Annotated in this window: 25 protein-coding genes, 1 pseudogene and 1 riboswitch; of the genes and pseudogenes, 6 read left to right on the top strand and 20 right to left on the bottom strand. The window is 65.5% G+C overall.

Annotation, left to right across the window (positions count from 1 at the left end; all coding sequences use genetic code 11):
* Positions 1-89: 89 nt before the first annotated feature.
* Positions 90-315: riboswitch (cobalamin riboswitch) on the bottom strand.
* Between the two features lie 52 nt (positions 316-367).
* The 3 genes from P24_RS00280 to P24_RS00290 all read right to left on the bottom strand — a co-directional run bounded on the left by P24_RS00280 (position 368) and on the right by P24_RS00290 (position 3,209).
* The gene (locus P24_RS00280; RefSeq protein WP_040706027.1) at positions 368-1,438 is read right to left on the bottom strand and encodes a TauD/TfdA family dioxygenase; all 1,071 of its coding nucleotides are present in this window, start codon (positions 1,436-1,438) and stop codon (positions 368-370) included.
* A gap of 73 nt (positions 1,439-1,511) precedes the next feature.
* Positions 1,512-2,417, bottom strand: a complete 906-nt coding sequence (locus P24_RS00285) for a TIGR01459 family HAD-type hydrolase (RefSeq protein WP_008942677.1) — start codon at positions 2,415-2,417, stop codon at positions 1,512-1,514.
* 3 nt (positions 2,418-2,420) lie between these two features.
* The gene (locus tag P24_RS00290) at positions 2,421-3,209 is read right to left on the bottom strand and encodes an ion transporter (protein WP_008942678.1); all 789 of its coding nucleotides are present in this window, start codon (positions 3,207-3,209) and stop codon (positions 2,421-2,423) included.
* Between the two features lie 237 nt (positions 3,210-3,446).
* Between P24_RS00290 and P24_RS20675 the strand changes: the two are divergent.
* Positions 3,447-3,917 (top strand): annotated as a pseudogene (locus P24_RS20675) (TVP38/TMEM64 family protein); the annotation flags it as partial.
* 150 nt (positions 3,918-4,067) lie between these two features.
* Here the strand turns inward: P24_RS20675 and P24_RS20680 are convergent.
* Positions 4,068-4,268, bottom strand: a complete 201-nt coding sequence (locus P24_RS20680; protein WP_183077830.1) for a DUF2061 domain-containing protein — start codon at positions 4,266-4,268, stop codon at positions 4,068-4,070.
* A 159-nt stretch (positions 4,269-4,427) separates the two neighbouring features.
* Here P24_RS20680 and P24_RS00300 point away from each other — a divergent pair, with 159 nt between their 5' ends.
* Positions 4,428-5,288, top strand: a complete 861-nt coding sequence (locus P24_RS00300) for a helix-turn-helix domain-containing protein (RefSeq protein ID WP_008942680.1) — start codon at positions 4,428-4,430, stop codon at positions 5,286-5,288.
* Positions 5,289-5,293: 5 nt separating this feature from the next.
* Here P24_RS00300 and P24_RS00305 read toward each other — a convergent pair whose 3' ends face one another.
* A complete protein-coding gene (locus P24_RS00305; RefSeq protein WP_008942681.1) occupies positions 5,294-6,205 on the bottom strand; it encodes a LysR family transcriptional regulator in 912 nt (303 codons plus the stop codon).
* A gap of 116 nt (positions 6,206-6,321) precedes the next feature.
* Between P24_RS00305 and P24_RS00310 the strand changes: the two genes are divergently transcribed.
* Positions 6,322-6,633, top strand: a complete 312-nt coding sequence (locus P24_RS00310; protein WP_008942682.1) for a hypothetical protein — start codon at positions 6,322-6,324, stop codon at positions 6,631-6,633.
* A gap of 99 nt (positions 6,634-6,732) precedes the next feature.
* On the opposite strand, the gene P24_RS00315 is transcribed toward P24_RS00310, so the two are convergent.
* From P24_RS00315 to P24_RS00360, 10 genes are all read right to left on the bottom strand, one after another.
* The gene (locus P24_RS00315) at positions 6,733-7,110 is read right to left on the bottom strand and encodes a hypothetical protein (RefSeq protein WP_008942683.1); all 378 of its coding nucleotides are present in this window, start codon (positions 7,108-7,110) and stop codon (positions 6,733-6,735) included.
* 75 nt (positions 7,111-7,185) lie between these two features.
* Entirely contained in the window at positions 7,186-8,520 is a 1,335-nt protein-coding gene (locus P24_RS00320; RefSeq protein ID WP_008942684.1) for a sulfite oxidase, read from the bottom strand.
* Between the two features lie 119 nt (positions 8,521-8,639).
* Positions 8,640-9,434, bottom strand: coding sequence for an anti-sigma factor family protein (locus P24_RS19010; protein WP_008942685.1), 795 nt, complete (start codon positions 9,432-9,434; stop codon positions 8,640-8,642).
* Positions 9,435-9,446: 12 nt separating this feature from the next.
* The gene (locus P24_RS00330; protein WP_008942686.1) at positions 9,447-9,977 is read right to left on the bottom strand and encodes an RNA polymerase sigma factor; all 531 of its coding nucleotides are present in this window, start codon (positions 9,975-9,977) and stop codon (positions 9,447-9,449) included.
* Positions 9,978-10,043: 66 nt separating this feature from the next.
* The gene (pcaC, locus tag P24_RS00335; protein ID WP_008942687.1) at positions 10,044-10,424 is read right to left on the bottom strand and encodes a 4-carboxymuconolactone decarboxylase; all 381 of its coding nucleotides are present in this window, start codon (positions 10,422-10,424) and stop codon (positions 10,044-10,046) included.
* Positions 10,425-10,459: 35 nt separating this feature from the next.
* Positions 10,460-11,590, bottom strand: coding sequence for a zinc-dependent alcohol dehydrogenase family protein (locus tag P24_RS00340; RefSeq protein ID WP_008942688.1), 1,131 nt, complete (start codon positions 11,588-11,590; stop codon positions 10,460-10,462).
* Positions 11,591-11,684: 94 nt separating this feature from the next.
* Positions 11,685-13,556 (bottom strand): potassium/proton antiporter, encoded by a 1,872-nt coding sequence (locus P24_RS00345; protein WP_008942689.1) that lies wholly within the window; start codon positions 13,554-13,556, stop codon positions 11,685-11,687.
* A gap of 119 nt (positions 13,557-13,675) precedes the next feature.
* The gene (locus P24_RS00350) at positions 13,676-14,791 is read right to left on the bottom strand and encodes a CobW family GTP-binding protein (RefSeq protein WP_008942690.1); all 1,116 of its coding nucleotides are present in this window, start codon (positions 14,789-14,791) and stop codon (positions 13,676-13,678) included.
* 57 nt (positions 14,792-14,848) lie between these two features.
* Positions 14,849-15,256, bottom strand: coding sequence for a type II toxin-antitoxin system VapC family toxin (locus tag P24_RS00355; protein WP_008942691.1), 408 nt, complete (start codon positions 15,254-15,256; stop codon positions 14,849-14,851).
* A gap of 3 nt (positions 15,257-15,259) precedes the next feature.
* A complete protein-coding gene (locus tag P24_RS00360; RefSeq protein ID WP_008942692.1) occupies positions 15,260-15,514 on the bottom strand; it encodes a type II toxin-antitoxin system Phd/YefM family antitoxin in 255 nt (84 codons plus the stop codon).
* Between the two features lie 115 nt (positions 15,515-15,629).
* Between P24_RS00360 and P24_RS00365 the strand changes: the two genes are divergently transcribed.
* The gene (locus tag P24_RS00365) at positions 15,630-16,550 is read left to right on the top strand and encodes a VOC family protein (RefSeq protein ID WP_008942693.1); all 921 of its coding nucleotides are present in this window, start codon (positions 15,630-15,632) and stop codon (positions 16,548-16,550) included.
* 39 nt (positions 16,551-16,589) lie between these two features.
* Here P24_RS00365 and P24_RS00370 read toward each other — a convergent pair whose 3' ends face one another.
* The 4 genes from P24_RS00370 to P24_RS19015 all read right to left on the bottom strand — a co-directional run bounded on the left by P24_RS00370 (position 16,590) and on the right by P24_RS19015 (position 22,582).
* Positions 16,590-18,557 carry a TRAP transporter permease gene (locus tag P24_RS00370; RefSeq protein WP_008942694.1) on the bottom strand — a complete coding sequence of 656 codons (1,968 nt, stop codon included), beginning with the start codon at positions 18,555-18,557 and terminating at the stop codon, positions 16,590-16,592.
* A gap of 108 nt (positions 18,558-18,665) precedes the next feature.
* Positions 18,666-19,664, bottom strand: coding sequence for a TAXI family TRAP transporter solute-binding subunit (locus tag P24_RS00375; protein WP_008942695.1), 999 nt, complete (start codon positions 19,662-19,664; stop codon positions 18,666-18,668).
* A 197-nt stretch (positions 19,665-19,861) separates the two neighbouring features.
* Positions 19,862-21,562, bottom strand: a complete 1,701-nt coding sequence (locus P24_RS00380; protein ID WP_008942696.1) for a thiamine pyrophosphate-binding protein — start codon at positions 21,560-21,562, stop codon at positions 19,862-19,864.
* Between the two features lie 324 nt (positions 21,563-21,886).
* On the bottom strand, positions 21,887-22,582 hold the full coding sequence (locus P24_RS19015; protein ID WP_008942697.1) for a DUF3047 domain-containing protein: 696 nt from the start codon (positions 22,580-22,582) through the stop codon (positions 21,887-21,889).
* Positions 22,583-22,713: 131 nt separating this feature from the next.
* On the opposite strand from P24_RS19015, the gene P24_RS19020 reads away from it, so the two are divergent.
* The gene (locus P24_RS19020) at positions 22,714-23,877 is read left to right on the top strand and encodes a putative protease (RefSeq protein WP_008942698.1); all 1,164 of its coding nucleotides are present in this window, start codon (positions 22,714-22,716) and stop codon (positions 23,875-23,877) included.
* Between the two features lie 4 nt (positions 23,878-23,881).
* Here the strand turns inward: P24_RS19020 and P24_RS00395 are convergent, their stop codons facing one another.
* Positions 23,882-24,388, bottom strand: a complete 507-nt coding sequence (locus tag P24_RS00395) for an EF-hand domain-containing protein (RefSeq protein ID WP_008942699.1) — start codon at positions 24,386-24,388, stop codon at positions 23,882-23,884.
* Positions 24,389-24,702: 314 nt separating this feature from the next.
* On the opposite strand from P24_RS00395, the gene P24_RS00400 reads away from it, so the two are divergent.
* Complete coding sequence (locus P24_RS00400; RefSeq protein ID WP_008942700.1) at positions 24,703-26,163, top strand: amidohydrolase family protein; 1,461 nt, start codon at positions 24,703-24,705, stop codon at positions 26,161-26,163.
* Positions 26,164-26,188 lie beyond the last annotated feature (25 nt).

The following is a 26,188-nucleotide window of genomic DNA, read 5'->3' on the forward strand; positions in this document are numbered from 1 at the left end:
CCCGTCGATCAGGTGGTGACAGGGCAACAGGTCATCCCGCGGGCACAATCCCCCTCCCCGCAAGCGACCCAAAGGACACCCCGCCCAAGGTCATACGTCTGGTCATGGCAGGTCTCCTGGCTTGCGGGTCGCCGTTGCTTGCCCGGCCTTCCCGAATCCCGGCCTCGCTCCGGGCATTCAGTGGCATGAAAGGGCAAAAACTCGCCGCTCACAGTTGCGGGGACAGCTCCGGATTTAGCAGAAAGCCCGCCGCACCGAATTCCCGTCTTAGCCCCAAATCTACCGAATCGGGGAACCATAACCACTAGATACGGTAGCGGTTATCCCAATACTGTCAAGGCTATTGTGTTCTTGACACGGCGCTTGTTCAGGCTGGAAGCAGTGCTTCCTGACCGATACCGCCGCGCACCGCGCCGGCCTCCACATGGCGCCACAGGACGCTGTGATCCTGCGGCAGCGGGCGGCTGTTCGGCATCGACAGCCAGAGCCGGAACAGCAGGCGGTCGCGGCCCTGCGTGGCGTCGTCGGTGAAGGGCGTGCGGCCATGATAGACGACATGGTTGTTCAGCAGCTGAATGTCGCCCGGCTCCAGCACCATCTCGAAGGACAATTCCTCCATCGTCGCCTGGAACAGCGCCAGCGCTTCCTTCTGCGCGTCGGTCATCGGCGGCACGCCGGCGATGAAGGCCGCCGCCTCGATATAGGTCAGCGAATAGTGGCTGGTCAGCTTGCCGTCGCGCAGCCCGAAGATCGGCAGCGGATAGGCCACCTGCTCCGCCCCTTTCTCCTCGCCGAAGCGGCTGCGGTAATAGGGCTGGCACAGCACCTCCAGCAGGTCCGGCCGGCGCTCCCGGATGGTGTTATAGACCATGGGGGAGGAGCACAGCTTGCTGACCCCGCCATTGGCGGCCTGGCGAACGCACAGCAGGCCGACCACATCGCAGCGGTCGGTATGGAAGCGCAGCGCCCCGTTCGACAGGGTGCGGGCGTAGGAGGACAGGAAGGTGCCATTATCCTTGGTCTGCACCTGGCCATAGCGTTCGCCGACGACGCTCGCCCCCTCGTCACGGATCTCGCGCATCAGTTCGCCGCGGTTATTCTGGAACAGCGTGTATCCCAGATGCTTGCCGAGGCCGAAATACAGCTTCTTCAGCTGGGCCTCCGAATAGCGCTCCACCGGGATGCGGCGCAGCTTCACCATGCCGCTGCCATTCTCCAGCTCCTCACGGACCGCCTCCAGCCTGTCGGCCAGCGCGCCCAGCGGGAAGCTCTCGCGGGTGATATCGTGCCAGGCCATGCCCTGCGCCTCGACATGGGCCAGCGCCGCATCCAGCGCCGCGATGTCCTGGCCCGTCAGCTCGACAATCCAGCGCTCCGACGTCGCCATTTCGGCGCCATGCCAGACGCAATCGCCCTCGATCCTCGGTAATGCAGTCATTTCACCCTCCCGCCGGTCTTGATGCCGGTGCCGTCGATCATGTCACGCGGGAAAGCCGGCGGACAAGATCGCGCTACCAGACGAAACGGCCCATCAGATATGTCGGTCGCACAGGCTTGTCGGCGATGAAGCCGCGCCAGGCGGCCTCCGTCGGCAGCCTGTTCCCGCTCACACCCAGCGCCGCGCCATGAATGCCGTCGGCCACCAGCGCGCTGTCGCAGCGGAAGCGGGCAGCGCCTGCGATGTCGTGATGCAGCGAATCGCCGACGGCGAGGATGCGCCCCTTGTCGGACAGGCCCAGGCTGGCAAGGCAGCTGCGGTAGATCGGCGGGTAGGGCTTGCCGTGCCACTGCACGCGGCCGCCGCGCCGCTCATATTCCTCCGCCACCAGCCCGATGGCCTCGGCCAGCCTGCCGCCATCGACGCGGTGCGTGTCCGGGTTGGCGCAGACCATCGGCAGGCCGCGCGCCAGCCCCTGTTCTATCAAGCCTTCATAGGCCTCGAGCAGGCCGGTCTCGCGGGCATCGCCGATCAGCAGCAGGAAATCCGCCTGACCAACATCCGCCACCAGATCGATATCGACGCCATCCAGGAAGCTCGAATCGCCCGGTCGCTTCGTCGCATAACAGCGGCGGCCAAGGCCGGCATAGAATTCATCCGCATCGGTCTTGCCCCGGCTGGCGAGGCCGCGCCAGGCATCCTCCCCTGCCGAGATCATCTCGTCATACAGGTCGGGGGTGAAGCCGATGCGCGCCATCAGCGCGACATTGTAGTCGTTGCGCTTGCCGGAATTGGACAGCACCACCACCCGCTTGCCGGCCTCGCGCAAGGCTTTCAGGCACTCCAGCGCACCCGGATAGGGCGTTTTGCCGTCATGCAGCACGCCCCACTGATCGAGGATGAAACCGTCATAGCGCCCGGCAACCGCGCCGAGGCCGGTGATCGTCTGCGTTCCTGCCCAGTTGGCGTCAGCGGGCATGGGCTAGCGCCCCTCGCGGCGCAGCGCCGCCACTTCTTCTTTCAGCGCGCGGATTTCGGCGATGATCGCATGATGCTCTCCGCCGAGTTCGCTGCGGGTCTCATCCTCCTCCGCCTTGTGCTCCTGCGCCATCGCATCGACGATGATGGCGATGAACAGGTTCAGCACGGCAAAGGTGGTCAGCAGGATGAAGAGGACGAAGAAGATCCAGGCATAGGGATAGACCTCCATCACCGGCCGCACGATACCCATCGACCAGCTTTCCAGCGTCATTACCTGGAACAGCGTATAGGTGGAGGCGCCAATGGTGCCGAACCAGTCCGGGAAGCTGGCGCCGAACAGCTTGGTTGCCATCACGGCGGCGACATAGAACACCAGCGACAGCAGCGCCACCACCGAGCCCATGCCGGGAATGGCGCGCAGCAGCGCATGTACCACCTTGCGCAGCGAGGGCACGACCGAGATCAAGCGCAGTACACGCAGGATACGCAGCGAACGCAGCACCGACACGCCCTCGCCCGCCGGCATCAGGGTCACGCCGACCACTAGGAAATCGAAGACGTTCCAGGCATCGCGGAAGAAGCGCAGGCGATAGACAATCAGCTTCAGCACGATCTCGGCCACGAAGATCGAGAGTGCCAGCCGGTCGAGCGCGATCAGCACCGGCCCGGCCATTTCCATCGCCACCGCCGAGGTCTCCAGACCCAGGGCGATGGCGTTCACGATGATGACGCCGACGATGAAGTTCTGGAACGTGCGCGATTCGATGAAAGCCTTCAGCCTGTCCGTCATGTCCGCCCTGTTCAACCGGATGCCAATGCGAGGCCTTCATGCCGCGAAGCCGGGATAAAAGCAATCGGGCAACCATCGGCCACCCGTCATAGGCCACCTGCCATGGGATCGCCCGGATGCTTCTGTTATAGCTGGCCCATGGCTGGCGATACTCCCTCCACATCAAGGCGACGCAAAGGCATTCCCGCCGCGCTGTTCGCGGTCCTGCTGCTGATCCTGCTGATCGCGTTCATCCCGATGGACAGTGCGGCAGTTGGCGGCGTCCTGCAGGAGGCGAGCCAGACTCTGAAGGGCTGGGTGGACGATCACCCGATTATCGGCGCCATCGCCTATGTGCTGGCCACCGGCTTCGGCAAGCTGGTGCCACTGCCGGCCGGCGGGCTGCTGATCCTGAGCGGCGGCTTCCTGTTCGGCACGCTGGTGGGTGGCATCCTGGCCGCACTGGGCGGGGCGCTGAGTGCCGGCATGGCGCTGGTCGTCAGCCGCCGGCTGCTGACCGGCTTCGTCGAGCGCCGGCTTGGCGGGCGGATCGAGGCGATCCGCTGGATCATCGCCGAGGATGGCTTCAACTATATCCTGTCGATCAGGCTGATCCCGATCATGCCGGCCTGGCTGACGAACCTGCTGCCGGCCCCCTTCGATATAAAGGTGCGCACGGCCATGCTGGCCACCTTCCTGGGTGTGCTGCCGATCTCGCTGATCCTGGCCAGCATCGGCGACGGGATCCAGACCCTGACGGCCGAAGCGGAGGATCTGACCCTGTCAGTCCTGCTGCGGCCCGATATCCTGCTGCCGTTGACCGGTATGGCGGTGCTGGCCCTGCTGCCGGTCGCCGCGAAGCACTGGCGGCGCAAGCGGCTAGCGCCGGCCCCAGCGCACCGCCAGCCAGAGCCGCTCATGCAGGATGTAGCACAGCAGACCGGTCGCGGCGGTCACCAGGGCGAAGCCGCCGGCCTCGGCGAAGGAACCGGTCAGGACATAGGCGAGAAGCCCGGTCGTCAGCAGCCCGAGTAGCTGCCAGGAAACGGCCTTCAGGAATGTGCGCAGTCTGGTCTCCATGGATGGCGCGCCTTCGGAATATGGGGTGGACAATCGGTGCCCGATATCTGCGCGTATCGCCCCGGCGCGGCAAGGAGAGCATTGTGCGGTTTATCTACAAGAATATCACCTAGCCTCGTTTCGTGATTTTTTTCCTGTTTTGTGATAAGTTTCTTTTCCATGAAGCAAGATAAGCGCCTGTTGTCCCGCCTGTTCCGCGAAAGGCTCGCCTTGTCGCTGGCGGAACGCGACATGAGCGTCAGCGCGCTGGCGGCACGGGCCGGCGTGGACCGCTCGACCGTGGCGCAACTACTCTCCGCCCCCGATCCGCGCCTGCCGAACGGGCTGGTGCTGGCGAACCTGGCCAGCGCGCTGGGGGAGAGCGCCGACTGGCTGCTCGGCCTGTCCAGCCAGCGCGGCGCAGTCACTGATATCGTCGAACAGTCGGTACAGGTCGCCGAGGCCGCACGCCACCCGTTCGACGCGCAATTGCGCCGCTGGTACCGCGAGGCCGCCGGCTACAAGGTGCGCCATGTGCCGCAGACCCTGCCGGACCTGCTGAAGACCCCGGCCCTGCTTGAAGTGGAATATGGTCGCTCCCTCGCCCGCTCCTCCGACCAGGCGATCGCGGATGCCGCTGTGCAGCTCGACTATATCCGCCAGCCCGATACCGATATCGAGGTGGCCTTCGCAGCGCACCGGCTCACCGACTTCGCCGACGGGGCCGGCATATGGGGCCGCATGCCGCCGGCCGAACGGCGCCGGGAACTGGAGCAGATGGCACAGATGGCGCGCGACCTGTATCCGTCGCTGCGCGTCTTCCTCTATGATGGACGGGCGCTCTATTCGGCACCCTTCACCGTATTCGGGCCGGGCCGTGCGGCGCTCTATCTCGGCCAGCGTTTCCTGGTGTTCAGCTCAGCCGTGCATATCCGGCTGATGATCCGCCATTTCGACGACCTGATCCGCGGCGCCGTCGTTCAGGCCCACGATTTCGCCGACCATGTCCTGCGGGAGGTCGCGCGCCGGGACTGGCGCTGATCCCCCTATTTCTCCGCCATCGCCTCCTTCAGCCAGCCGCGCACCGTCTGGGTGGCGATGTCGGAATCCCGGCGCGGGTGCCATTGCAGGAACAGGTCCAGCCCCGGCATGTCGATGGGCGGCGGGCGGCCAATCAGCCGGTATTCGCGCGGCACGGTGGACAGGAAGCGGGCCGGCAGCATGGCCAGCAGGTCGCTGGTCGCCAGCAGGCGCGGGATCGTCATGAAACTGTTCACTGTCACCCGCACCTGCCGCCGCAACCCCATGCCGGCCAATATATCGTCCACCACGCCATGCGGATCGCCGCGCGCCGACAGGATGAGGTGCGGATAGGCCAGCCAGCGGGCTAGGTCGAACGCTTCCGCCGCCGGATGGTCCGGTCGCATCGCCACCGCATAGCTTTCGTAGGACAGCAATTCCCGGCGCATATCCGGCTGCGAGGAGGACAGCACGATGGTAATGGCGATGTCTGCCTCGCCGCGCAAGATCGACTGATCCGTCCGGTCCGGCCCCAGCCAGGGCAGCACGGCAATGCCCAGCCCCGGTGCCTCGCGCGCCGCCCGCGCATAGAGCCTGGGCGTCAGCAGCTCCGCCGCAAGGTCGGTCATGACGATGCGCACCGTCTGCTCGATCTGCGAGATGTCGGGCGCAGAGGGCCCAGCGACGATATTCGACAGGTCGGCCAGCGCCTGCCGCAACGGTTCGCGCAGGGCGTCGGCCCGCGGCGTCGGCTTCATTGCCGGGCCGGCACGTTCCAGCAGCGGGTCCTTGAACAGGTAGCGCAACCGCTCAAGCGCGTTGGAAACGGCGGGCTGGGTCAGCCCCAGCCGCTTGGCCGCGCGGGTCACATGCTGCTCCTGCAGCAGGGCATCCAGCGTCACCAGCAGGTTGAGGTCGAGGTTTCGTAAATTCACCATATCAATAGTCTAACATAATAACTATCCATTGAAGGAATAGTTTAACACAGCCGATATCCCACTCAACACGACGGGCAACAGACCCTTCGTACACACATACGAGAAGGAATATCGTCATGAATGCTATCACCAAGAACGCCCTCCCCGCCCTGCTGGTCGCCGGTTTCGTCGGCCTCGGCATCACCTCCGCCAATGCCGCCAACTTCTCCGGCGCCAGCGATGGCGGCCCGACTGTCAGTGTCTCCGGTAACCCGCAGGCCGCGGTTCAGCCACAGATCACCCTGGTCGACCGTGGCAATGGCCTCAGCGACGCCGGCCCGGTTGCCGTCGTCAGCTACGGCGAAGGCCGCAGCTATGCCAGCACCAGCGTCACCGACGCCCCGCGCAACGCCCCGGTTGCGCTGGAAGAGATCGACGTGAAGAACTAAGCCCTCCCGCTTCACGTTCCCTCTTCCTGAACGAAAAGGCCGGCGCCTTCCCCTGCGCCGGCCTTTTCACATTCTCAAAGCCTCTGTCCGCGAAGCCGTTCAGCGCTCCGAGCTGAAATGCTGCTTCAGATAGCCGAGGATCAGTTCCTTGTCCTCCGGCGGATATTCCGGCATCCCCTGCTTTTCGATCATCCAGTTCCAGAGATCGTCCCAGCGCGCATCCGTCACATGCTGCTGCCTGATGATCGCCGTCGAATGGCAGGCGGTGCAGGCGTAGAAGGTTTCCTCCGCCCCCTTGCCATCCGGCAGGCCGCCCAGCTCCGGGTTGCCTTCCTCCTGCTTCTGTTGCGGCTTGCCCGCAGGGCTGCCGGGAGCCAACGGGTTGAAGCCCGGACGGGCCAGCGGATTATAACCCTGCGCCAGGGCGGCACTCACGGGCAGGACCAGAACAAGGGCAAGGATCGGCAGAATTCGCATCTGTCGGCATTCCTCAGCAAGGCGAAAGGAAGCCACCCGCATCGCTGCGGGTGGCCAGGTGGGGAAACGGGCCGGTCAGGCCGCGAACATCGCGATACGGTGCATCATGTTGTTGCCGTAGCCGCGCGGGTTCCAGCCCGGCACGGTGGCCGGCTGCATGTGCCCGTCCTTGTCGGTCGCGCGTGCCCAGACCTCGAAATAGCCCTTCTGCGGCAGGGTCACATTGGCGCGCCAGCGCTGCCAGGCGAAGCCGTTGACCGGCTTCTCCAGCGTGGCTTCCTGCCAGGTCTGGCCGAAATCGATGGAAACATGCATCGCCTTCACATCGCCCTTGCCGGACCAGGCATGGCCGCGCACCTCGGTCGCCTTGCCAACGCCGACCTGCACGCCGGTCTCCGGGAAGGTGACCAGCGATTTCACCGGCATCTGCTCCATGACGACCATGTCCGACTTCGGCACTTCCGTGCCCGGCGCCACCGGATAGGCCGGCAGGCGGTAGGAATAGCCGGTCATCTTCTCGCCATCATGCTCCTTGTTGCGGAGCGTGATCTTCTGCAGGTACTTGTGCGAGACGGAGCCCGGATAGCCCGGAATCACGAGCCGCAGCGGGAAGCCGTGCAGCGCCGGAATCGGCTGCCCGTTCATCGCCCAGGCGATCAGGTTGGTCTCCTCCATCGCCTTGGCAATCGGCACGCCGCGCGAAATCACGATCTTCGCCGTATCGCCCGACAGGTGCACGTCATTGCCGTAATGCGCGGTATAGACGGCGCTGTCCTTCACCCCGGCCGCCTTCAGCACGTCGCGCAGGCGCACGCCGGTCCATTCCGGGCAGCCGACCGCGCCGAAGGTCCACTGATTGCCCGAGGCGCCGGGCTGGAAGAAGGCCCGGCCATTGCCGCCGCATTCCACCCACAGCCGGTAGGTCACGGTCTCGAAATTCTTTTTCAGATCGTCCATCGTCAGCGTCAGCGGCTTGTTCACCTCGCCATCGATGGTCAGCGTCCAGCCATCGGCCTTCGCATCCAGCGCCGACTGCGGCACCATGCCGTTCATGCGCACGAACAGGCGCTCATAGGGCGTGATGTCGTCATCCAGCAGGTGCGCCGGCGTCTCGGCATTGACCGGCCGGTCGTTCAGCACGGTCAGGCCCTTCTTGGCGCTCATCAGATCCATGCCGGTATCCTGCGCGAAGGCGGCGGGGATCAGCCCGGCCGGCATGTTGCGGTGGAACGGGATCGCGGCACCGACCATCGCGGCCATGGTGGCAAGGCCGGCATTCTTCAGGAAACCGCGCCGGTTGGCGTCGGGCACACGACCGAAGACGATCTGATCGGCTTCTTCCGGCTTCTCGGCATAGATGGTGCGGATTTCCTCGGCAGTGAGATCGCCCGGCTTGCTGTCTTCTGACATGGTTCCCTCCACAGACGCTTTTTCTGGTTCGACGCAAAACGCATCGAAAGAAGAAACGACCGGGGGTGCCGGATTATTCCATCCAGCTGCGGCATTTTGTCAGGAAAGGAAAACTGGCCTTAACCCAGGCAGGGCGCGTCGTGAATCTCGCGCCCGGCAAGCCGCGTCGCCGCACTCTGGCGGCTCCAGCGTTCGATATGGGCGACAATGTCGGACAGGCGCTGCGAATCCATGCCAAGCGCGACGACGGCATAGCCGGTATCGCCGACCCGCCAGGCATAGCGCGCGACATCGCGGCTGCTGAAATCCTGCACCGTCTCGGCCAGTGTCTCCGGAACGCCGCCAATCCACAGGCCTACCTGGCAGCCGCGCGTTCCCCGGTAGCCGGCGAACAATCCGGCCTTGCTCCCGGAAGGCGAAACCACGACCCGCGCCAGCGACAGGCGGGCCGCATGCAGATCGGGGATCGGTGTCCAGACGCCCGAGCGGTTCACCATCGTGTCGTTGGCGTCGAGCAGGAAGTTCACATCCTTCTCGCCATTCACCCAGGCGAGATGCAGTTCCGTCGCCTCCTCGACCCAGCCGGCGACCTGATCATTGCCGGCACGCTCACCCAAAAAGAAGGCGCCGCCGAGAACCAGCAGCAGCATCGCCGCCACCGCCGCGATGGCGCGCATCCGGTTCAGCCGGCGGCGCTGATTGATCGCCCCGTCAAGCCGCCGAAGGCTGGCGGCCGGCAGAACCGCATCGGGCTGCAATGCCGCGCGCACACCGGCCTTCAGCCTGCTGATCTCGGCAACGGTCGCGGCGAAGGCGGGATCGGCGGCAATGCGCCCGGCCATGTCGGCGCGGCTGGCGGCATCCAGCTCGCCATCGACATAGGCGTTCAGCACTTCCCAGTCAGCCTGCTTCATGATTGCCGCACCTTACGAACCCCGTTTGGCATGCAATGCCCGTACATTGCTCTGTTGCAGCGCAGCATGCAAGGCGGCGCGCGCACGGCTGATGCGGCTCATCACCGTACCGACCGGAACTTCCAGCAATTCAGCGGCTTCCATGTAGGTGAAACCGGCCAGATCGACAAGGCACAGGATTTCCCGGGCCGCGGGCGACAGCCGGTCGAGCGCCTGATGCACGGTGATGCCATCGATCAGCCGCCCTTCCGACGCCGACAGGTCCGGGATCAGCAGGGATTCTTCCGTATCCAGCACGCTTTCCAGGCTCTTGCGCTGCCGGTCGATCCACAGATTGCGCAATATCTTGAACAGCCAGGCGCGGAAGGCCGCCTCATCCGCCGGCACACGCGCGGCGTCCAACGCCCGCATCGCGCATTCCTGCACCAGGTCCTGTGCCTTCTCCTCGTCGCCGGTCAGGCTCAGCGCATAGCCGAACAGACGCGGCAGGTAGCGTCTGAGACCCTGTTCCAACTGGTCGGCGCGGCTGGCTCTGTCGAACATGCGGCTATAGCTGGCCTCCGGGCGGCGCGCAGACGGGGGATACCGCCAGCACGCCGCGGTTAGGGCTTACTTCTTGTCCACCTCGGCGAACACTTCGCGGGCGTTGCGGAAGGCATCGATAGCGGCCGGCACACCGCAATAGATCGCGGTCTGCAGGAACACTTCCATGATCTCCTCACGGGTGACGCCATTGTTCAGCGCGCCGCGCACATGCAGCTTCAGCTCGTGCGGCCGGTTCAGCGCCGTCAGCATGGCAAGGTTCAGCAGGCTGCGGGTCTTCGGCGGCAGGCCGGGCCGGTTCCAGATCTCGCCCCAGCAATAGCTGGTTACCAGTTCCTGCATCGGCATGTTGAAATCGTCGGCGCTGGCGATCGACTTGTCGACATACTCCGCGCCCAGAACGGCGCGGCGCATCTTCAGGCCCTTTTCGAACATTTCCTTGTCCATCGTTTCCTCTTGCTTGGGGGTAGATTAGTTGGGGGTTAGGGAATCAAAATCTGCCGGACGGTCGCCCCGTCGGCCAACCGGTCGAAGGCCTCGTTCAGCCCTTCCAGCCCCTCGATTCGCTCCGACAGCAGCCGGTCAACCGGCAGCCGGCCGCGCCGGAACAGGTCGATATAGCGCGGAATGTCCCGCTTCGGCACACAGCTGCCGACATAGCTGCCCTTCAGCGTGCGTTCCTCGGCCACCAGCGTGACCGGGAACAGACTCATCGCCTTGGCCGGATTGGCGAGGCCGGCGGTGACCGTGGTACCGCCGCGCCGGGTGATCTTGTAGGCCAGTTCCAGCGCCGGGACGGAGCCCGCCATCTCGAAGGCGTAATCGACGCCGCCGCCGGTCGCCTCCTTCACCTTCTCGACGATATCGGGATCGCCGGCGTTGAAGGCATCGGTGGCGCCAAGCTGGCGCGCGAGATCGAGCTTCGAGTCCAGCAGGTCGATGGCGACCACGCGCTCCGCACCGCCGACCAGCGCGCCCAGCAGAGAATTCAGCCCGACGCCGCCCAGCCCGATGACCGCAGCCTTGGTGCCCGGCTTCAGCTGCGCCGTGTTCACCACAGCACCAACGCCGGTCAGCACCGCGCAGCCGAACAGCGCCGCCTGCTCCCACGGCAGATCCTTGTCGATCTTCACCACCGATCCGCGCGACAGCACCGCATATTCGGCGAAGGCGGACACGCCGACATGGTGATGCACGTCATGGCCCTTGCCGTCATGCAGCCGGTGCGCGCCGGACAGCAGCGTGCCCTTGCCATTGGCCACTGCCCCCGGTTCGCACAGCGCCGGCCGGCCCTCGGCGCAGGGCAGGCACTGGCCACAGCTGGGCGCGAACACCATGACGACATGGTCGCCGGGCTGGAAATCCTCCATGCCGGGGCCGCACTCGACGACCTCGCCCGCCGCCTCATGGCCCAGCGCCAGCGGCACCGCGCGCGGCCGGTCGCCATTGATGACGGACAGGTCGGAATGACACAGGCCGGCAGCGCGGATACGCACCAGCAGCTCGCCCGGCCCCGGCGGGTCCAGCGTCAGCGTCTCGACGCGCAAGGGGCGGCTGTCCCGGTAGGGGCGCGGCAGCCCGACCTGGTGCAAAACGGCAGCCTTGATCTGCATGTTCGATCCTCCCGGCGTGATGCTTTTTGTTCGTTGCCGGGATGATAGACCAGCTCCGCCAATGCGTGCCCTGCAAAAATTTAACGCCGGTCCCTCATTTGTTTCCCCTCAGGCGGTGCCACAGGGCGCCAAGCCGCGAGGGCTGCCGCTCCGCCGACGCGGCCATGCCATCCACCGACACCGGGCGACGCCGCAGCCGGCGGGTAACGGCCTGCGCCCGCGACAGCAGGCCGGGCGGCAGCAGGTGCGGCCGGCCCGGCTCCAGGATCAGGCCGACCTCGGCAATCTCGCCATCGCGCATGTCGCGGATCACCAGCTCCACTGTGCCCAGCGTCACCCGGTCGCCGACATTGGGCGTGCCGGGCAGCAGCGAGGCCATCAGCGCAGCGACGGTCAGGTCGCGCTGCTGACGGCTGACCGGCAGATCATATTCGTCCGCCAGCGCGGACATCTTGCGCCCGCCCTCGAACACGAAATCGCCGAGCCGCACCTCGGATGTCCGGTTTGTGCCGCGCCGCGCGGTGAACAGACGGTCGGCCGCCAGCGCCTGCTCCGGCGGGCAGAGCAGCAGCACGTAATCGCCCGGATACAGCGCCTCGATCTTGTATTTCGGCACCACCGCGCCGTCGCGCAGCACGGTGATCAGCCGCACCCGTGGCGGGAAGAGTATCTGCTTGAACGGCTTGTTCGCCGCCGTCGCCGTTTCCGGCAGGCGATAGCCGATCAGGTCGCGGTCGATCTGCGGCGACAGGTCCAGGTCCAGCCTGCCCTCGCCTTCCGGGGTGGGCGGCAACTGCAGGTCGAGCCGGCGGGCGAGCCACGGCACGGTCCAGCCCTGCAGCAGCAGCGACAGCAGCACGACGATGAAGGTGACGTTGAAATACTGCATCCCATGTTCGATGCCGCCCAGAACCGGGATGATCGCCAGGAAAATCGGCACTGCGCCGCGCAGGCCGACCCAGGAGATGAACAGCAGCTCCTCCCGGCTGAAGCGGAACGGTATGAGGCACAGCATGGTCGCCACCGGCCGGGCGAGGAAGATCAGCACCAGCGCAATGATGGTGCCGGGCACGATGTCGTCGATCAGCCGGCTGGGTGTCACCAGCAGCCCCAGGATCAGGAACATGACGATCTGGCTGATCCAGGCCATCCCGTCATGGAAGCGGCGGATCAGCTGGTTGGCGCGCATCCGCCGGTTACCGGCGACGATGCCGGCCAGATAGACGGCCAGGAATCCGCTGCCGCCGAGCAGCTGAGTACCGCCGAACAGCGCGCAGGCCACCGCGACGACGAAGACCGGATACAGGCCCGGCGCCAGCTCCAGCCGGTTCACGACCAGGGCCAGCGCAAACCCCGCCGCCACGCCCGCCAGCGCGCCAACGCCCAGCTGCAGCAGGAAGGAATGGACGATGGTGAAGGTAACGTCCCCGCCGCCGCTGACCAGCAGCTCCACCAGGGTGATGGTCAGGAACACCGCCATCGGGTCGTTCACGCCGGATTCGACTTCCAGCGTGGCGCCGATGCGCTTGCGCAGCTCCATGCCGCGCTGATGCAGCAGCAAGAACACGGCGGCGGCGTCGGTCGAGGCTACGATGGCGCCGGTCAGCAATCCGGCGATCAGCGGCAGATCGAGCAGGAAGACCGCCGCAAGCCCGGTGATGGCCGCGGTGACGAGCACCCCCACCGTCGCCATGACACTGGCTGGCGCCCAGGCGATGCGGATGGAGCGCAACGGCGTGCGCAACCCGCCATCGAACAGGATGATCGCCAGCGACAGGCTGCCCAGCAAATAGGCGGCCTGGAAATTGTCGAACTGGATGCCAAGCCCGTCCTCCCCGGCCACCATGCCGAGCGCCAGGAAGACCAGCAGCAACGGCGCGCCGATCCGCGAGGACAAAACCCCCGCGATGATGCTGACGATCAGCAGCGCGCTGCCGAGAAAGATAAGCTGGTTGGCGAGCTCCATCGCACCCCTTGTCCGGCGCGGCCCGAAACTGGCCGCAATACCTGCCTTTCCCGGCCATTATCCATGGCCGGGCCGCGAAACCAAAACGCCGAAACGGAATTCCCGTTCCGCGTGGGAAATCAGGCTGGCGTGCCCTGCGGCACGTCCTGCGGCTGGGCCTCGACCTGCAGCGCCCGGATGAGCTGCCTTATATCGTCCTCCGGCACGTCGCGCGTGATGAAGACGAGGCGGCTGCGGCGGTCCTCGCTGGGCCAGGCCTCCAGCCAGGCGACCGGGTGGAAGACATGCTGCACGCCATGGATCACCGCCGGCTGGTCCGGCCGGTCGGCGATGTTCAGGATGCCCTTCACGCGCAGCAGATTCTCGCCGCGCGTGGCGATCAGCATTTCGATGAACAGGCTGAAGGCCATCGCGTCGATGGGCCGGTCCAGCACGATGCAGAAGGCCCGCACATGATCGTCGTGCCGGTTCACATCGTGATGGTGGTCATGCCCATGGTGATGGTGATGATCATGACCGTGATCGTGGTCATGATCGTGATGCGCATGGGAGTCGGCATAGGCCTCCTCCTTCAGCCAGCGCAGCACATCCGGTGTCTTAAGTGTCGGATCGTAGAGCCCGGCATTGAACAGCACCTCCGGCTCGATCTCGCCCTGCACGGCGCGCAGGCGCGGCGCCGCCGGGTTGAGCTGTGCCAGCCGCCTCTCCAGCGCTTCCAGATCGCGCGCGGAGGCCGGGTCCTTCACCAGGTCGGTCTTGGTCAGCACCAGCCGGTCGGCCACGGCGGCCTGCTTCACCGCCTCCATGTGATTGTCCAGCGTCGCCTCGCCATTCACCGCATCGACCACGGTGATGACGCCGTCCAGCCGGTAATAGCTGGCCAGCATCGGGTCGGTCATCAGCGTGTGCAGGATCGGCGCCGGATCGGCCAGGCCCGTGGTCTCGATCACCAGCCGCTTGAAGGAGGATATCTCCTGCTTCGCGCGCTTGATGTGCAGGTCGCGCAGCGTGGTCACCAGATCGCCGCGCACGGTGCAGCACAGGCAGCCACTGTTCAGCTCCACCATGTTTTCGCTGCTCTTCTCGACCAGCAGATGGTCGAGCCCGACCTCACCGAACTCGTTGATGACGACGGCAGTATCCGCCATGCCCGGATGACGCAACAGCTTGGACAGCAAGGTGGTCTTGCCGCTGCCGAGGAAACCGGTGAGGACGGAGACGGGTATCGAGGACATGGCAACCTTCAGAGGGTGACGATAGGGATCAGCGAGATGGCGTTATACTGTAACACTTCATTCAGTCTTGAAAGGGTCGAGCAAGGGCACACCGAAAGATTGGAAATCGCGTATGTTCCGGGTCACCACCGTCAGCCCGTGAACCCGTGCCGTTGCCGCGATCATGGCATCTTCAATAAGCGTATCCGGCTTGCCGTGCATCAGCCGCGCCCACTCGCGGAAGACACGCCCATCCATCGGCAGAACATGGCGGGTCTCCACAACGGCATCCAGCCAGGCCTCGATCTCCGCAGCCTTCGCCGCATCCTGACGCCGCGTTATCTCGATACCCGCCTGGATTTCGCCAACCGTTACGGCGGAGAGGTAGAGATCGGTATCCGCCACCCCTTCCAGCCAGGCCAGCACCGCGCCATGCGGTTTCGGGCGGCGTAGTTCCGACAGGATGTTGGTGTCCAGCAGATACATGAATCAAAGCGCGGTGGCGGCCCGGCGGCGCAGCTTGCCGCGCGGTGGGGTCAGGCCTTCGGCACGCCCCTCCTCCGCGAGCAGCAGTTCCTTCAGGCTGGGCCGCGAGGCCGTCAGGCGGCGCCATTCCGCAATCGGCACCAGCACGGCGGTTTCCACCCCGCGCAGCGTCACCACCTGCGGCCCCTGCGTCAGGCTGGCCCGCACGAATTCGCTGAACCTCGCCTTCGCATCCTGTACGCGCCAGATCGCCATCATGCTTCTCCTGACCAGTCAGCTGACCAGTTATATCATGCCCCCATCCGGATTTCGCAATGCTATCGCGCGGTGGCATCCCTATAGTCAGCACGCAACACAACAAGGAGAAGACCCGATGGCCTATGCCGACCGCCAGCTGCCTCGTTCTGACGAACTGTTCCTCGACCATATCGCGCATTTCGTGCCCGACATGGAGGCGGCCGGTGCGGCGCTGGAAGGGCTGGGCTATCGCCTGACCCCCTTCACCCACCAGCAGAACAGCCTGAAGCCCGGCGAGCCGCCGACGCCGGCGGGCACCGCCAACCGGCTGGTCATGCTGCGGCGCGGCTATCTGGAATTCCTGACCTCCGTCGCCGATACGCCGCTGGCGCAGCAGCTGCAGGCAGCGGTGCAACGCTATGTCGGACTGCATCTGTTGGCCTTCGCCGTCGGCGATGCCGAGGCCGCCTGGAAGCGGCTGGAGCAGCAGGGCTTCGCGCCGACGCCGCTGGTCCGCCTGACCCGCCCGGTCGAGCTGCCGGAGGGCGGCACCGAGGAGGCCCGCTTCTCCGTGGTGCGCGTTCCGCCGGGGACGATGCCGGAAGGCCGCATCCAGATGCTGACCCACTACACGGAAAGCGCTGTCTGGCAGGAACGCTGGATGGATCACCCGAACCGGATCGAGGAGCTGCACGACGTGCTGCTGGCGGTGGAGGACCCGGAGGAAGCCGCGACGCGCTTTGCCCGTTTCCTCGACCGCACGGCGGAGAAGAATGGCGATGGCTGGCATCTGGAGACCGACCGCGGGGCGCTGACCTTCGTGACGCCCGATAGCCTGCCAGCCGCCCTGCCCGGCGCGACCCTACCGTCCACACCTTTCATGGCCGGTTACAGCCTGGTCAGCGGCGACCTGGCCGCCACCGCGAACCACTTCCTGAAGGGTGGCGGTGCTGTGGAGGAGATCGGCGCCGGCGTGCTGAAACTCACCTTGCCGGCGCCGCTGGGCGGCACGCAGATCGTCTGCGCGCGGGGCCAGCGGGCGCCCTGGCGAGGCTAAATGGGGCGAGGCTAGACAGGATAGGACGCCCGGCGGCGGTCAGGCCGCCGCCGCTTTCTGCCGCTTCAGATCGAGATACTGCCAGGCGGTGACCACGGCAAAGAAACAGAGTCCGATGGCGGAGCTGGTCAGCCCCGGCATCAGCAGCCCGCCAGCCGCCGGCAGCAGCAAGGCGCGCTGCACCCAGTTCACCGGCAGCATGTAGTGGCCTTCCAGGATCAGGTTCAGCGACATCACGCCGATGAACGCCATCAGCGAAACCATCGCCACATAGGGCAATGAGCTGTCGATCCCCAGGATTTCCGGATGGATGGCGAACAGGAAGGGCAGCAGGAAGCCCGGCAACCCCAGCCGCACACCGATCATGCCGGTCCTGAAATAGGAGGCACCGGCGATCTTCGCCGCGATCAGCGAGGACACCGCCACCGGCGGGGTGATCGCCGAGACATTGGCGAAGAAGAACACGAACATGTGCGCCGCCAGGATCGGCACGCCCAGCTCGATCAGCGCCGGGGCGCCGAGCAGCGCCACCAGGATGTAAGCCGCCGAGGTCGGCAGGCCGAGGCCGAAGGCAAGACAGGAGACAGCGGCAATCAGCAGCAGCGGCCACAGCTCCCCGCCCGCCATGTCCAGCATGGCGAAGGACAGCTTCTGCGCGAAGCCGGTGACGACCAGAATATCCACCAGCACGCCGATGACGGCAACGACGATGGCGACCTGCGCGCCGCGCAGCGCGCCGTTATAGCCGATGCGCCCCAGCATCTGCAGGGTGTGCGCGATGCGGCCCGCAAGACCGTCCCAGCCGATCACGAAGTCGCGAAGGATGGTGAGGCCGACCAGGATGCCGGTCGCCTCGATGGCGACGCCGCCCGGCGAACGGCCGGTGATCAGCACCACCACCAGATAGGTGATGGCGACATAGAAGGGGATGTTGCGCACCGTCGCCTTCAGGAACGGCTCCGGCAGGAATTCCTTCTGCAGCTCCTCCGCCCGGTCGCGCACGTCGATGTTGCGCTTGATGGCGCGGATATGCACCGCGACCATCAGATAGGCGTAGTAGATCAGCGCCGGGAACACCGCCGCCTTCACGATCTCGACATAGGGAATGCCGGTGATGCCGACGATCAGGAAGGCCGCCAGACCCATGATCGGCGGGGTGATCTGGCCGCCGGTCGAGGCCACAGCCTCCACCGCGCCGGCGAATTCACCCTTGAAGCCGAAACGCTTCATCAGCGGGATGGTCAGCGCGCCGGTCGAGGCGACATTGGCGACGGAAGAGCCGGAGACCATGCCCATCATGCCGCTGCCGACCACCGCCACCTGAGCGGGTCCGGCGCGGGTCTTGCCGCCGATGCGGTAGGCGGCACCCATGATGTAATCGACGCAGCCGGTCATCTCCAGCGCCGCGGCGAACAGCATGAAGGGGAAGATGGTCCCCGCCGACAGCTCCGACAGGCCGCCCAGCAGCCCCTGGAAATAGGGAATCGAGGTATAGCCCAGCAGCCGCTTCAGCCCGATGCCGGCATGGAAGAACAAGTCGCCCGGAATGAGATAGCCGAAATAGCCGTAGAGCAGCGTGGCCACCGCCAGTGCGCTCATGATCCAGCCCCATTCGCGCCAGGCGGCATACATCGCCAGCAGCAGGAACAGCACGCCGATGCCGATATCGACATCGCTGACGATGAACTGGCGCTCGGTGGTGATCGCCTCATGCTCGATGAAGATGTAGAGCAGCGGGATCAGCGTGATCGCCGCCATCGCCACGAAGTGCCAGCGCTGGAAGCGGCTGGTGCCGTCCTTCACCGCGAGCGCCAGGAAGGTCAGCAGGATGCCGCCGGCGATATGCACGACCTTGAACTGGCCACCGGGCAGGAAATAATTGGTTAGCTGGAACACATGCACCAGCACGAAAGCCACGGACAGCAGGCCGGCAAGAATGATGAGTCCGGCATGCGGGGTTTCGTCGGGAACGAAATAACGGGCGAGGCGGTCAGTCCAACTCGTCACGGGCGTGGCTTTCCTGGGAAGCGGGTGAAACGGTCAGTTACAGCACTTGGATACGGTAAGGGGCGGCCCGTTCCCAGGCCGCCCCATACTCTATCATGTTATCGCGGCTCAGCTGGCAATCGTCAGCTCGTCGCGCCACAGGCCCTTTTCCTTGAAGTACTTGGCGGCACCCTTGTGGACCTTGAAGCCGGTCATCAGGTAGCGCGCGCCGAACTTGGCATCGATGTCCTTCAGCTGCTTGCCGATGGACTGCACCTCGGCGGCATTGTCGAAGATCGCCTTGCAGACCTGATAGACGTCCTCTTCGCTCACCTTCGGATGGCAGGCCAGGATGCCGGAGAAGGAAGCGACATCCATCGGCTTGTCGATGGTCTTCCAGTCGGTCGGGTTCAGCTCGCCGGAGACGACGCCCGGATTGATGGCCTGGGCCTTCTTCATGACATCCGTCGGGATCGGCAGGATGCGCACCGGGGTGGTGGCTTCCAGCTCGGTCAGGATCGGCGCCGGGCGGCTGTTGGTGAACAGCGAGGGGATGCAATCCACCGCACCCGCGCGCAGCGCGTCATAGCTCTCGCGCCAGGAACCGTAGGTCCAGTTCACCTTGATGCCCGCCGCCTCGAACAGCACGCGCCACATGGCCGCGGTCGAGCTGCCGGCCGGGGACGGCATGCAGCGCTTGCCTTCCAGGTCGGCCAGCGTCTTGATCGGGCTGTCGGCGCGCACCATCGGGGTGCAGTTGAACACCGTGTAGGCCAGCACCTGGTTGACGTCGATCTTCTTGCCGTAGGGCTTCTCGCCATTCACGGCGGGCTGCCAGTCGGTCGAAGTGGTCTGGCAGAACTCCATCTGGTTCTCGCCGATCAGCGCCATGTTCTCGGCGCCGCCGCTGGTGGCCATGGAGGAATTCTTCAGCTTGGTGTGCTTGTTCACCGTCGAGGCCAGCGCCTCGATGATGACGTAGCCGGTGGAACCGATAGAGGACGAACCCCAGCGGTTCGCCTGCTGCGCGAAGACGCTGGTGCTGGGAACCAGCATACCGGCGGCGGCGGCCAGGCCGAGGCTGCCGAGCAGCGTCTCGCGGCGGGAGATCGAATAATCCTTGGTCATGCGTGTGCCTCCTTCATTTCGTCCGCCCCTGCCCGGAGCGGACCCCCGGCGCCGCCGCCCGGCGACGCCATTTCACAGTGAAAGCCTGGATATTAACGTAATTCCTGTCCCAACTCTTTTCGTCCCGGTCCGGCCTGTCAACGGAATTTACATCCTATCTTACCCAGGCCGCCCGGTTCACGGTCGGCGTTCAGCGATCAGGCCACCCACTCGCTGACCGGCGCGCGCGCCTCGTGCAGCGGCTGGCAGACGATATCCACCAGCGTGGGGCCCTGATATTCGGTGGCCTGCTTCAGCACCGACTTCAACTCGGCCGGGTCCTCGACGCGGAACGACTTGATGCCGAACGCCTCGGCGACCTTGGCATGCTGGGTCTGCGAGAAATCGACCGAGAAGTAGCGGGCGTCGAAGCCGGTCTTCTGGCCGGCCTTGATCCAGCCATAGACCGAATTGGAGATGACGATCATTGTCACCGGCGCGCCAATGCGGGCGATGGTTTCCATCTCGCCGGCGGTGAAGCAGAAGCTGCCATCGCCCATGATGGCAACGGTCTTGGCGCTGGGCCGGCCATAATGCGCGCCGACAGCGGCCGCCATGGAATAGCCCAGCGCGCCATGCGCGCGGTTGGAAATGAAGTGCCGGCCCGGCTTCAGGAACTCGTAATAGCCGGAGAAATAGGGGCAGGGCGTGCCGGGGTCGCAGACGATGACCGCATCTTCCGGCAGGATCTCGTTCAGCGTGGCGACCACGCGCTCCGGCTTGATCGGCGCGTCGTTGCTCTGCGCCAGGGCGCGGAACGCCTCGAACTTCTTGCGCTTGGCGTCGGCGACCGCGCTGCCCCAGGCCTGGGTCGGCTTGTGCGTCTTGAACTCGCCTTCCATCGCGCCGTACAGCGCCTCCAGCGCCAGCCGCGCATCGCCGATCAGCGTCGCGTCGGTGCGGTAGATGGCCCCCGGCACCATCGGGTCGGCATCGATATGCACGATCTTCGCCGAGCCCGGCGCCGGATAGCGCCAGCGTTCCGTGGTGACGGAGCCGGCGCGGCAGCCAATGAAGATGACCAGATCGGCGGAATTCACGATCTCGCGGGTTTCCACCACGCCGCCATTGGAGCCGACGACGCCGACCGACAGCTCATGCCCCTCGCCGATCGAGCCCTGGCCGCTGATGGTGGTGGCGACCGGCGCGCCCAGCGCCTGAGCCAGCTTCAGCAGGATGGCCTCGGCGCCGGCGATGACCACGCCGCCGCCGCAGACGAACAGCGGCTTCTTCGCCGCCAGAATCAGTTCGGCTGCCTTCTCCACATCCTTCGGGTCCGGCCCGTAGCGGCGCGAGGGGTAAGCGCCCATCTCCGGCTCGGCCCAGACATCGCTCTCGTCCACCGGGCCCTTCTGCACATCGAACGGCAGGCCCAGATGCGCGGCACCCGGCTTGCCGCTGGTCATCTGCTGGAAGGCGGCGCGCAGCGTGCGCGGGATATCGACCGACCGGTCGATGACCGTGTTGTACTTGGACAGCGGGCGGAACAGCGCGTTCTGGTCCAGCTCCGTCAGCGTGTAGCGGCCGCGCGAGGAGACCGCGATGTCGGTGGTCACCGCCAGGATCGGGATCGAGCTTTCATTGGCTTCCACCACGCCCGGCAGGATGTAGGTGGCGCCGCCGCCGCTCGGCCCCTCGCAGATGCCGACCTTGCCCGACGTGCGGGCATAGCCGTCCGCCATATAGGAGGCCGAGCGCTCATCGCGGGTCAGGATGTGCTTGATGCCATGGTCCAGGCGGTAGAAGGCGTCGTACAGCGGCAGGCTGGTGTCGCCGCACAGGCCGAACACGATCTCCACCTTGTGGTGCTGAAGCATGCGCACGAAGGCTTCGGCGCCGGAAAGCTGATTGGTTGCCATGGATGGCCTCTCTTGAACGGCTGGCGGATGGGCTGGATGGCCGGAAGGGATGATCGGACCGGCAAACCGGCCCGTCAACGAAATATGATGACAGATTTGTCAACAATCTCGTCAGCAATGTCAAGATGGCGGTGTTTCGAGGGAATTTAAGTACCGGATTTTGAAAACAGCACTCCTGACACTCTTTCCGTCACCCCCGGTCTTGTACCGGGGGTCCAGGGTTCAGCCCGCAAGGGCGATGCCGAAGCAAGCCGAGGCCTGGATTCCCGCAACAAGTGCGGGAATGACGAATTTAGAAAGCTTGGGAAAGGGCCGGTATTCTGGTCACTGCGCGCCCTGGAAGCTGATATCGGCGATGCGGGCCAGCGTGTGGCCGGGCTGGTCGTCGGCGTCGGCGGAAATCGCGATATAGGCGACCGGCGGCGGCGCATAACCGAAGAAGCGCCGGAAATCGGCCTTCAGATCGACGCTCTCGGTAACCCAGTCGCGAAGCGGCGCATTTCCGGCGCGCAGGATGACGATGCGCCCCTCATCGCCCAGATAGGGGCTGACCAGCACCTCCCCCGCCTTCTGGATGCCGCCCCAGGTGTAGGTGATGACCCGGCCGGGTGGCGGTGCGCCCATCATGCGGGCGGCGAGCGAGCGCATGAAATCGCTGGTGCTCTCATCCTGTTCGAACCCGACATGCAGGGCGATGGGACGGTCCGCGCGCTCCTTCCGGCCAAGATCGACCGGCTCGATATCCGACCGGTCCACCCGCCAGCGCCAGGACAGCACCGGCTTGTCCGCCTCTGCCTTCCCGGCACTGCGGTAGAGCACGGCGACGCTGCCCTTCGCCTCCACCTCGATGCCGCCCTGTTCCAGCTGCCGGAATTGTGCGGGCGGCGGATCGAAGGTCAGCAGCTTCCAGCCAGCCCCGGTCAGCGCCGGATCGACCGGCTGCGCCGAAGCGAACCCGGGCAGCGCCAACAGGCACAAAAGCACAGCGGCAAGGATGCGGGCGAAACGGACCATACCCATAAAGAAAGGCCGGGGCCGCGTCGGAACAAGGAAATCCCGAAAATAAAGCTGGCGCGCTAGACAGGGCCAGGGCGGATTTTATAGTGGCAGATGAAGATGAGGCATTCCTAACCCGATGGAATGGAGGGGTGATGGCGCTTTCCGAAACTGCCCTTGCTATCGTCGGCAATGGCGACCTGTATCGCTGGAACAAGGCCGCGCCAGTTGGCACGCCGGTTGTCGTGACCTATGCGTTTTCAAGCACCAAGCCCGCTTACGACGGCAACCCCCGCACAGACTTCACCGCCTTCTCGTCGACACAGCAGGCCCATGCGAAGCTGGCGCTGGATGCCTGGGCGGCCGATAACGGCATCGCCTTCGTCGAGGTGCCGGAAAGTGCTGGCGGGCAGATCCGATTCGCCCTGTTCGATTTCAACGCCGACGGCATCGATTTCAGCGGCTTCGCCTACTACCCCAGTTACGTCACCATCACCCAGAACGGCGTGCGCAGCACGGAGAACAGCTATAACGGCCTCGGCGGCGACGTGTTCATGGATGTGGTAGGATTCGGCGGCGACAGCAGCATGGCACCGCGCGAACGCGGCTTTTCGCTGCTGCTGCACGAGATCGGCCATGCGCTGGGCTTCAAGCATCCCTTCGAGGGCGACCCCAGGATCGTGGATAGCGCAGCCGTTGGTACCCAGACCCTGCTGTCCTACGAACGCTCACGTTCCGCCACGGAGATCGGCCCGGCGGACCGCGAAGCCATGCAATATTATTACGGCACGGCGAGCTACGCGACGGAATGGGACCCCACCACTCTGACGCTGCGACAGACCGGCACCAGCAACGGCGAGTGGATTCTGGGTACCGAGCTGGGCGATGTGATCTATGGCCAGTTCGGCGGCGATACGCTGATGGGTGGCCTCGGCAATGACGAGCTGCGCGGCGGCAAGGGCCGCGATTCCATCATGGGCGGGGACGGCAACGACACGATTTATTCCGGCCTCGGCTTCGACACGCTGACCGGCGGAGCCGGCGACGATGTGTTCATTGTACGCGGCTACGATTCGCGTTTTCCCAACGCCGACCTTGAGCCGACCATCACCGATTTCGGCAATGGCAATGACCGGATCGGCATCGAAGGGGTTACAGACGGTCAGATCGCCGGAATCCTCGCCACGCAGCAGAGCGTGTCCGGGCAGGTCGGCGTAACGATCAATGTGACGGGCACGAAAACGGCGACCATCACCGTGCTGGGCGTCTCAAGGCTGGACAGCAGCGACGTGTTTGCGGCGACAGACCTGATCGCCTGACAGCCTATTTGCGGGCGATGACGCCGTCTAGCAGAGGTCCGAGCGCGCCCAGCTTGCGGCGGCTGGCCTGCAGATCGACCGCGTTCCGGTCGGCCAGAATCCAGGGCAGCGGCCTGTTATCCAGCTTCACATCGGCGAACATCTCGGCCTGCGTCAGCCTTCCGTCGCCATTCAGATCGTAATTGGAAAACAGGGTCGGCAGCCCCGCCGAATCGACCAGCATCAGCCCCATGACGATGGAGCCCTGCTGGCGCGGCGGCAGGCTCTTGCCCTTGGTCAGCACCCATTGTTCGGTCAGCCGGCGCACGCGCTGGATTTCGGCAAGCTCCAGCACGCCGTCGCGGTTGGCGTCGGCAAAGGCCCAGCCGGCATCGATGCAGCGCTGCGCCGGCTTGATCTCGCAGACCGACCGGTTGGTCTCGATCAGCCGGTCCAGCGCCGGCACGTCTGCCAGAACGGCGGCTGGCAGCAGCAGGGCAGCAGCGAAGGTGAAGCGCGAAAGAGTTTTCATGCCGTCTAGATAAGCCGAACTTCGCGGCAAGACGAAGGCAAAACGCCTCATATTCCCTCTCCCCTTGCGGGAGAGGGACGCGGAGGCTTAGTCGCGAAGCGAATTAGCCGCAGCTGGGTGAGGGGTAATGCCAAGGACAGTGCCGCCCCCTCACCCGGTTCGCTATCGCTCACCACCCTCTCCCGCCAGGGGAGAGGGTTTCTGCACATCCCCCCGCCCCCCCTGCATGCCGCCATGCGCGCCACGCCGCCGATAAGCGATTGCGCATGAAGCCCGCCCGCGCTGCAATAGCCTCAATAACAAAGGGGAGCTTCATGAGCACGACACGCATCGCCGATATCGGCTGGGCCATCCTGTGGGACGCGGAGGCGAAACGGCACGTCTACAGGCAGGGCATCGACATCGTCTTCACCGACGACCGCATCACCCATATCGGCCCCGGCTATACCGGCCCAGTGGACAAGACCATCGACGGCACAGGCCTCATGGTCATGCCGGGGCTGGTCGATATCCATTCCCACCTGCTGTCGGAGAATGTCGGGCGCGGCGTCACCGAGGAGATCGGCAACCCGGCGCTGTACATGAGTGGCGTCGCCGACCCGAAGCCTTTGTTCCTGCCCGGCCATTCGATGGACAGCGACACGCTGGCCGCCGAAGGGCTGCGCGCCGCCACGCGCATGGCGATCTCGGAGCTGCTGCTGAGTGCCACCACCACGGTGGTCGATCTCGCCATCCCCTATGAGGGCTGGCTGGACACGCTGGCCGAGACCGGCATCCGCTCCGTCGCCGCGCCGATGTACCGCTCCGCCGCCTGGGTCGCGCGCACCGGCCACACGGTCGAGTATGACTGGGACGAGAAGGCCGGCCGCAAGGCGATGGACGCCGCCTTCCGCACCATGGACCTGGCCGTGCAGCATCCCAGCGGGCGGTTGTCCGCCATGGTCAGCCCGGCGCAGGTCGATACCTGCTCCGTCGAGCTGCTGCGCGACAGCAACGACATGGCGAAGGAGCGTAACTGGCCGATCACCCTGCATACCGGCCAGTGCGTGTGGGACCATCTGGAGATCACCCGCCGGCATGGCCTCACCCCCGTGCAGTGGCTGGGCGATATCGGCCTGCTGTCGGACCGCATGATCCTCGCGCATGCCATCTTCCTGGACCACCATTCCTGGATCCGCTGGCACACCCATCGCGACGTGCCGTTGCTGGCCGAGACCGGCACCCGTGTCGCGCATTGCCCGCTGGTGTTCAGCCGCTATGGCCAGATGATGGAAAGCTTCGGCCAGTATGTGAAGGCCGGCGTCGCCATGGCCATCGGCACCGACACCCAGCCGCACAACATGCTGGAGGAGATGCGCCTCGCCGCCACGCTGGGCCGGATCGGCGGCCGGCATGTGGAGGACACCAACATCGGCGAGGTGTTCCATGCCGCCACCATCGGCGGGGCGGAGGCGCTGGGCCGCGATGATCTGGGCCGCATTGCCGTTGGCGCCAAGGCCGATATCGTGCTGGTCGATCTCGCCCACCCCGCCATGCGGCCGGTGCGCGACCCGCTGCGCAGCCTGGTCTATTCCGCCGCCGACCGCGCGGTCCGGGAAGTCTATGTCGATGGCCGCCAGCTGGTGCGCGACGGCAAGGTGCTGACGGTGGACCGCGACGAGGCCGCCGACACGCTGCAGAAGGTGCAGACCGACATGCTGCAGGCTGTTTCCAAGCGCGACCGGCTGCACCGCAAGGCAGAACAGGTCTCCCCGCTGTCGCTGGCGCGGGGATGATTCGCAAAACTGTCATTGCCGGGCT

Origin of the sequence: Oceanibaculum indicum P24 (assembly GCF_000299935.1) — a bacterium.
Lineage (GTDB): Bacteria > Pseudomonadota > Alphaproteobacteria > Oceanibaculales > Oceanibaculaceae > Oceanibaculum > Oceanibaculum indicum.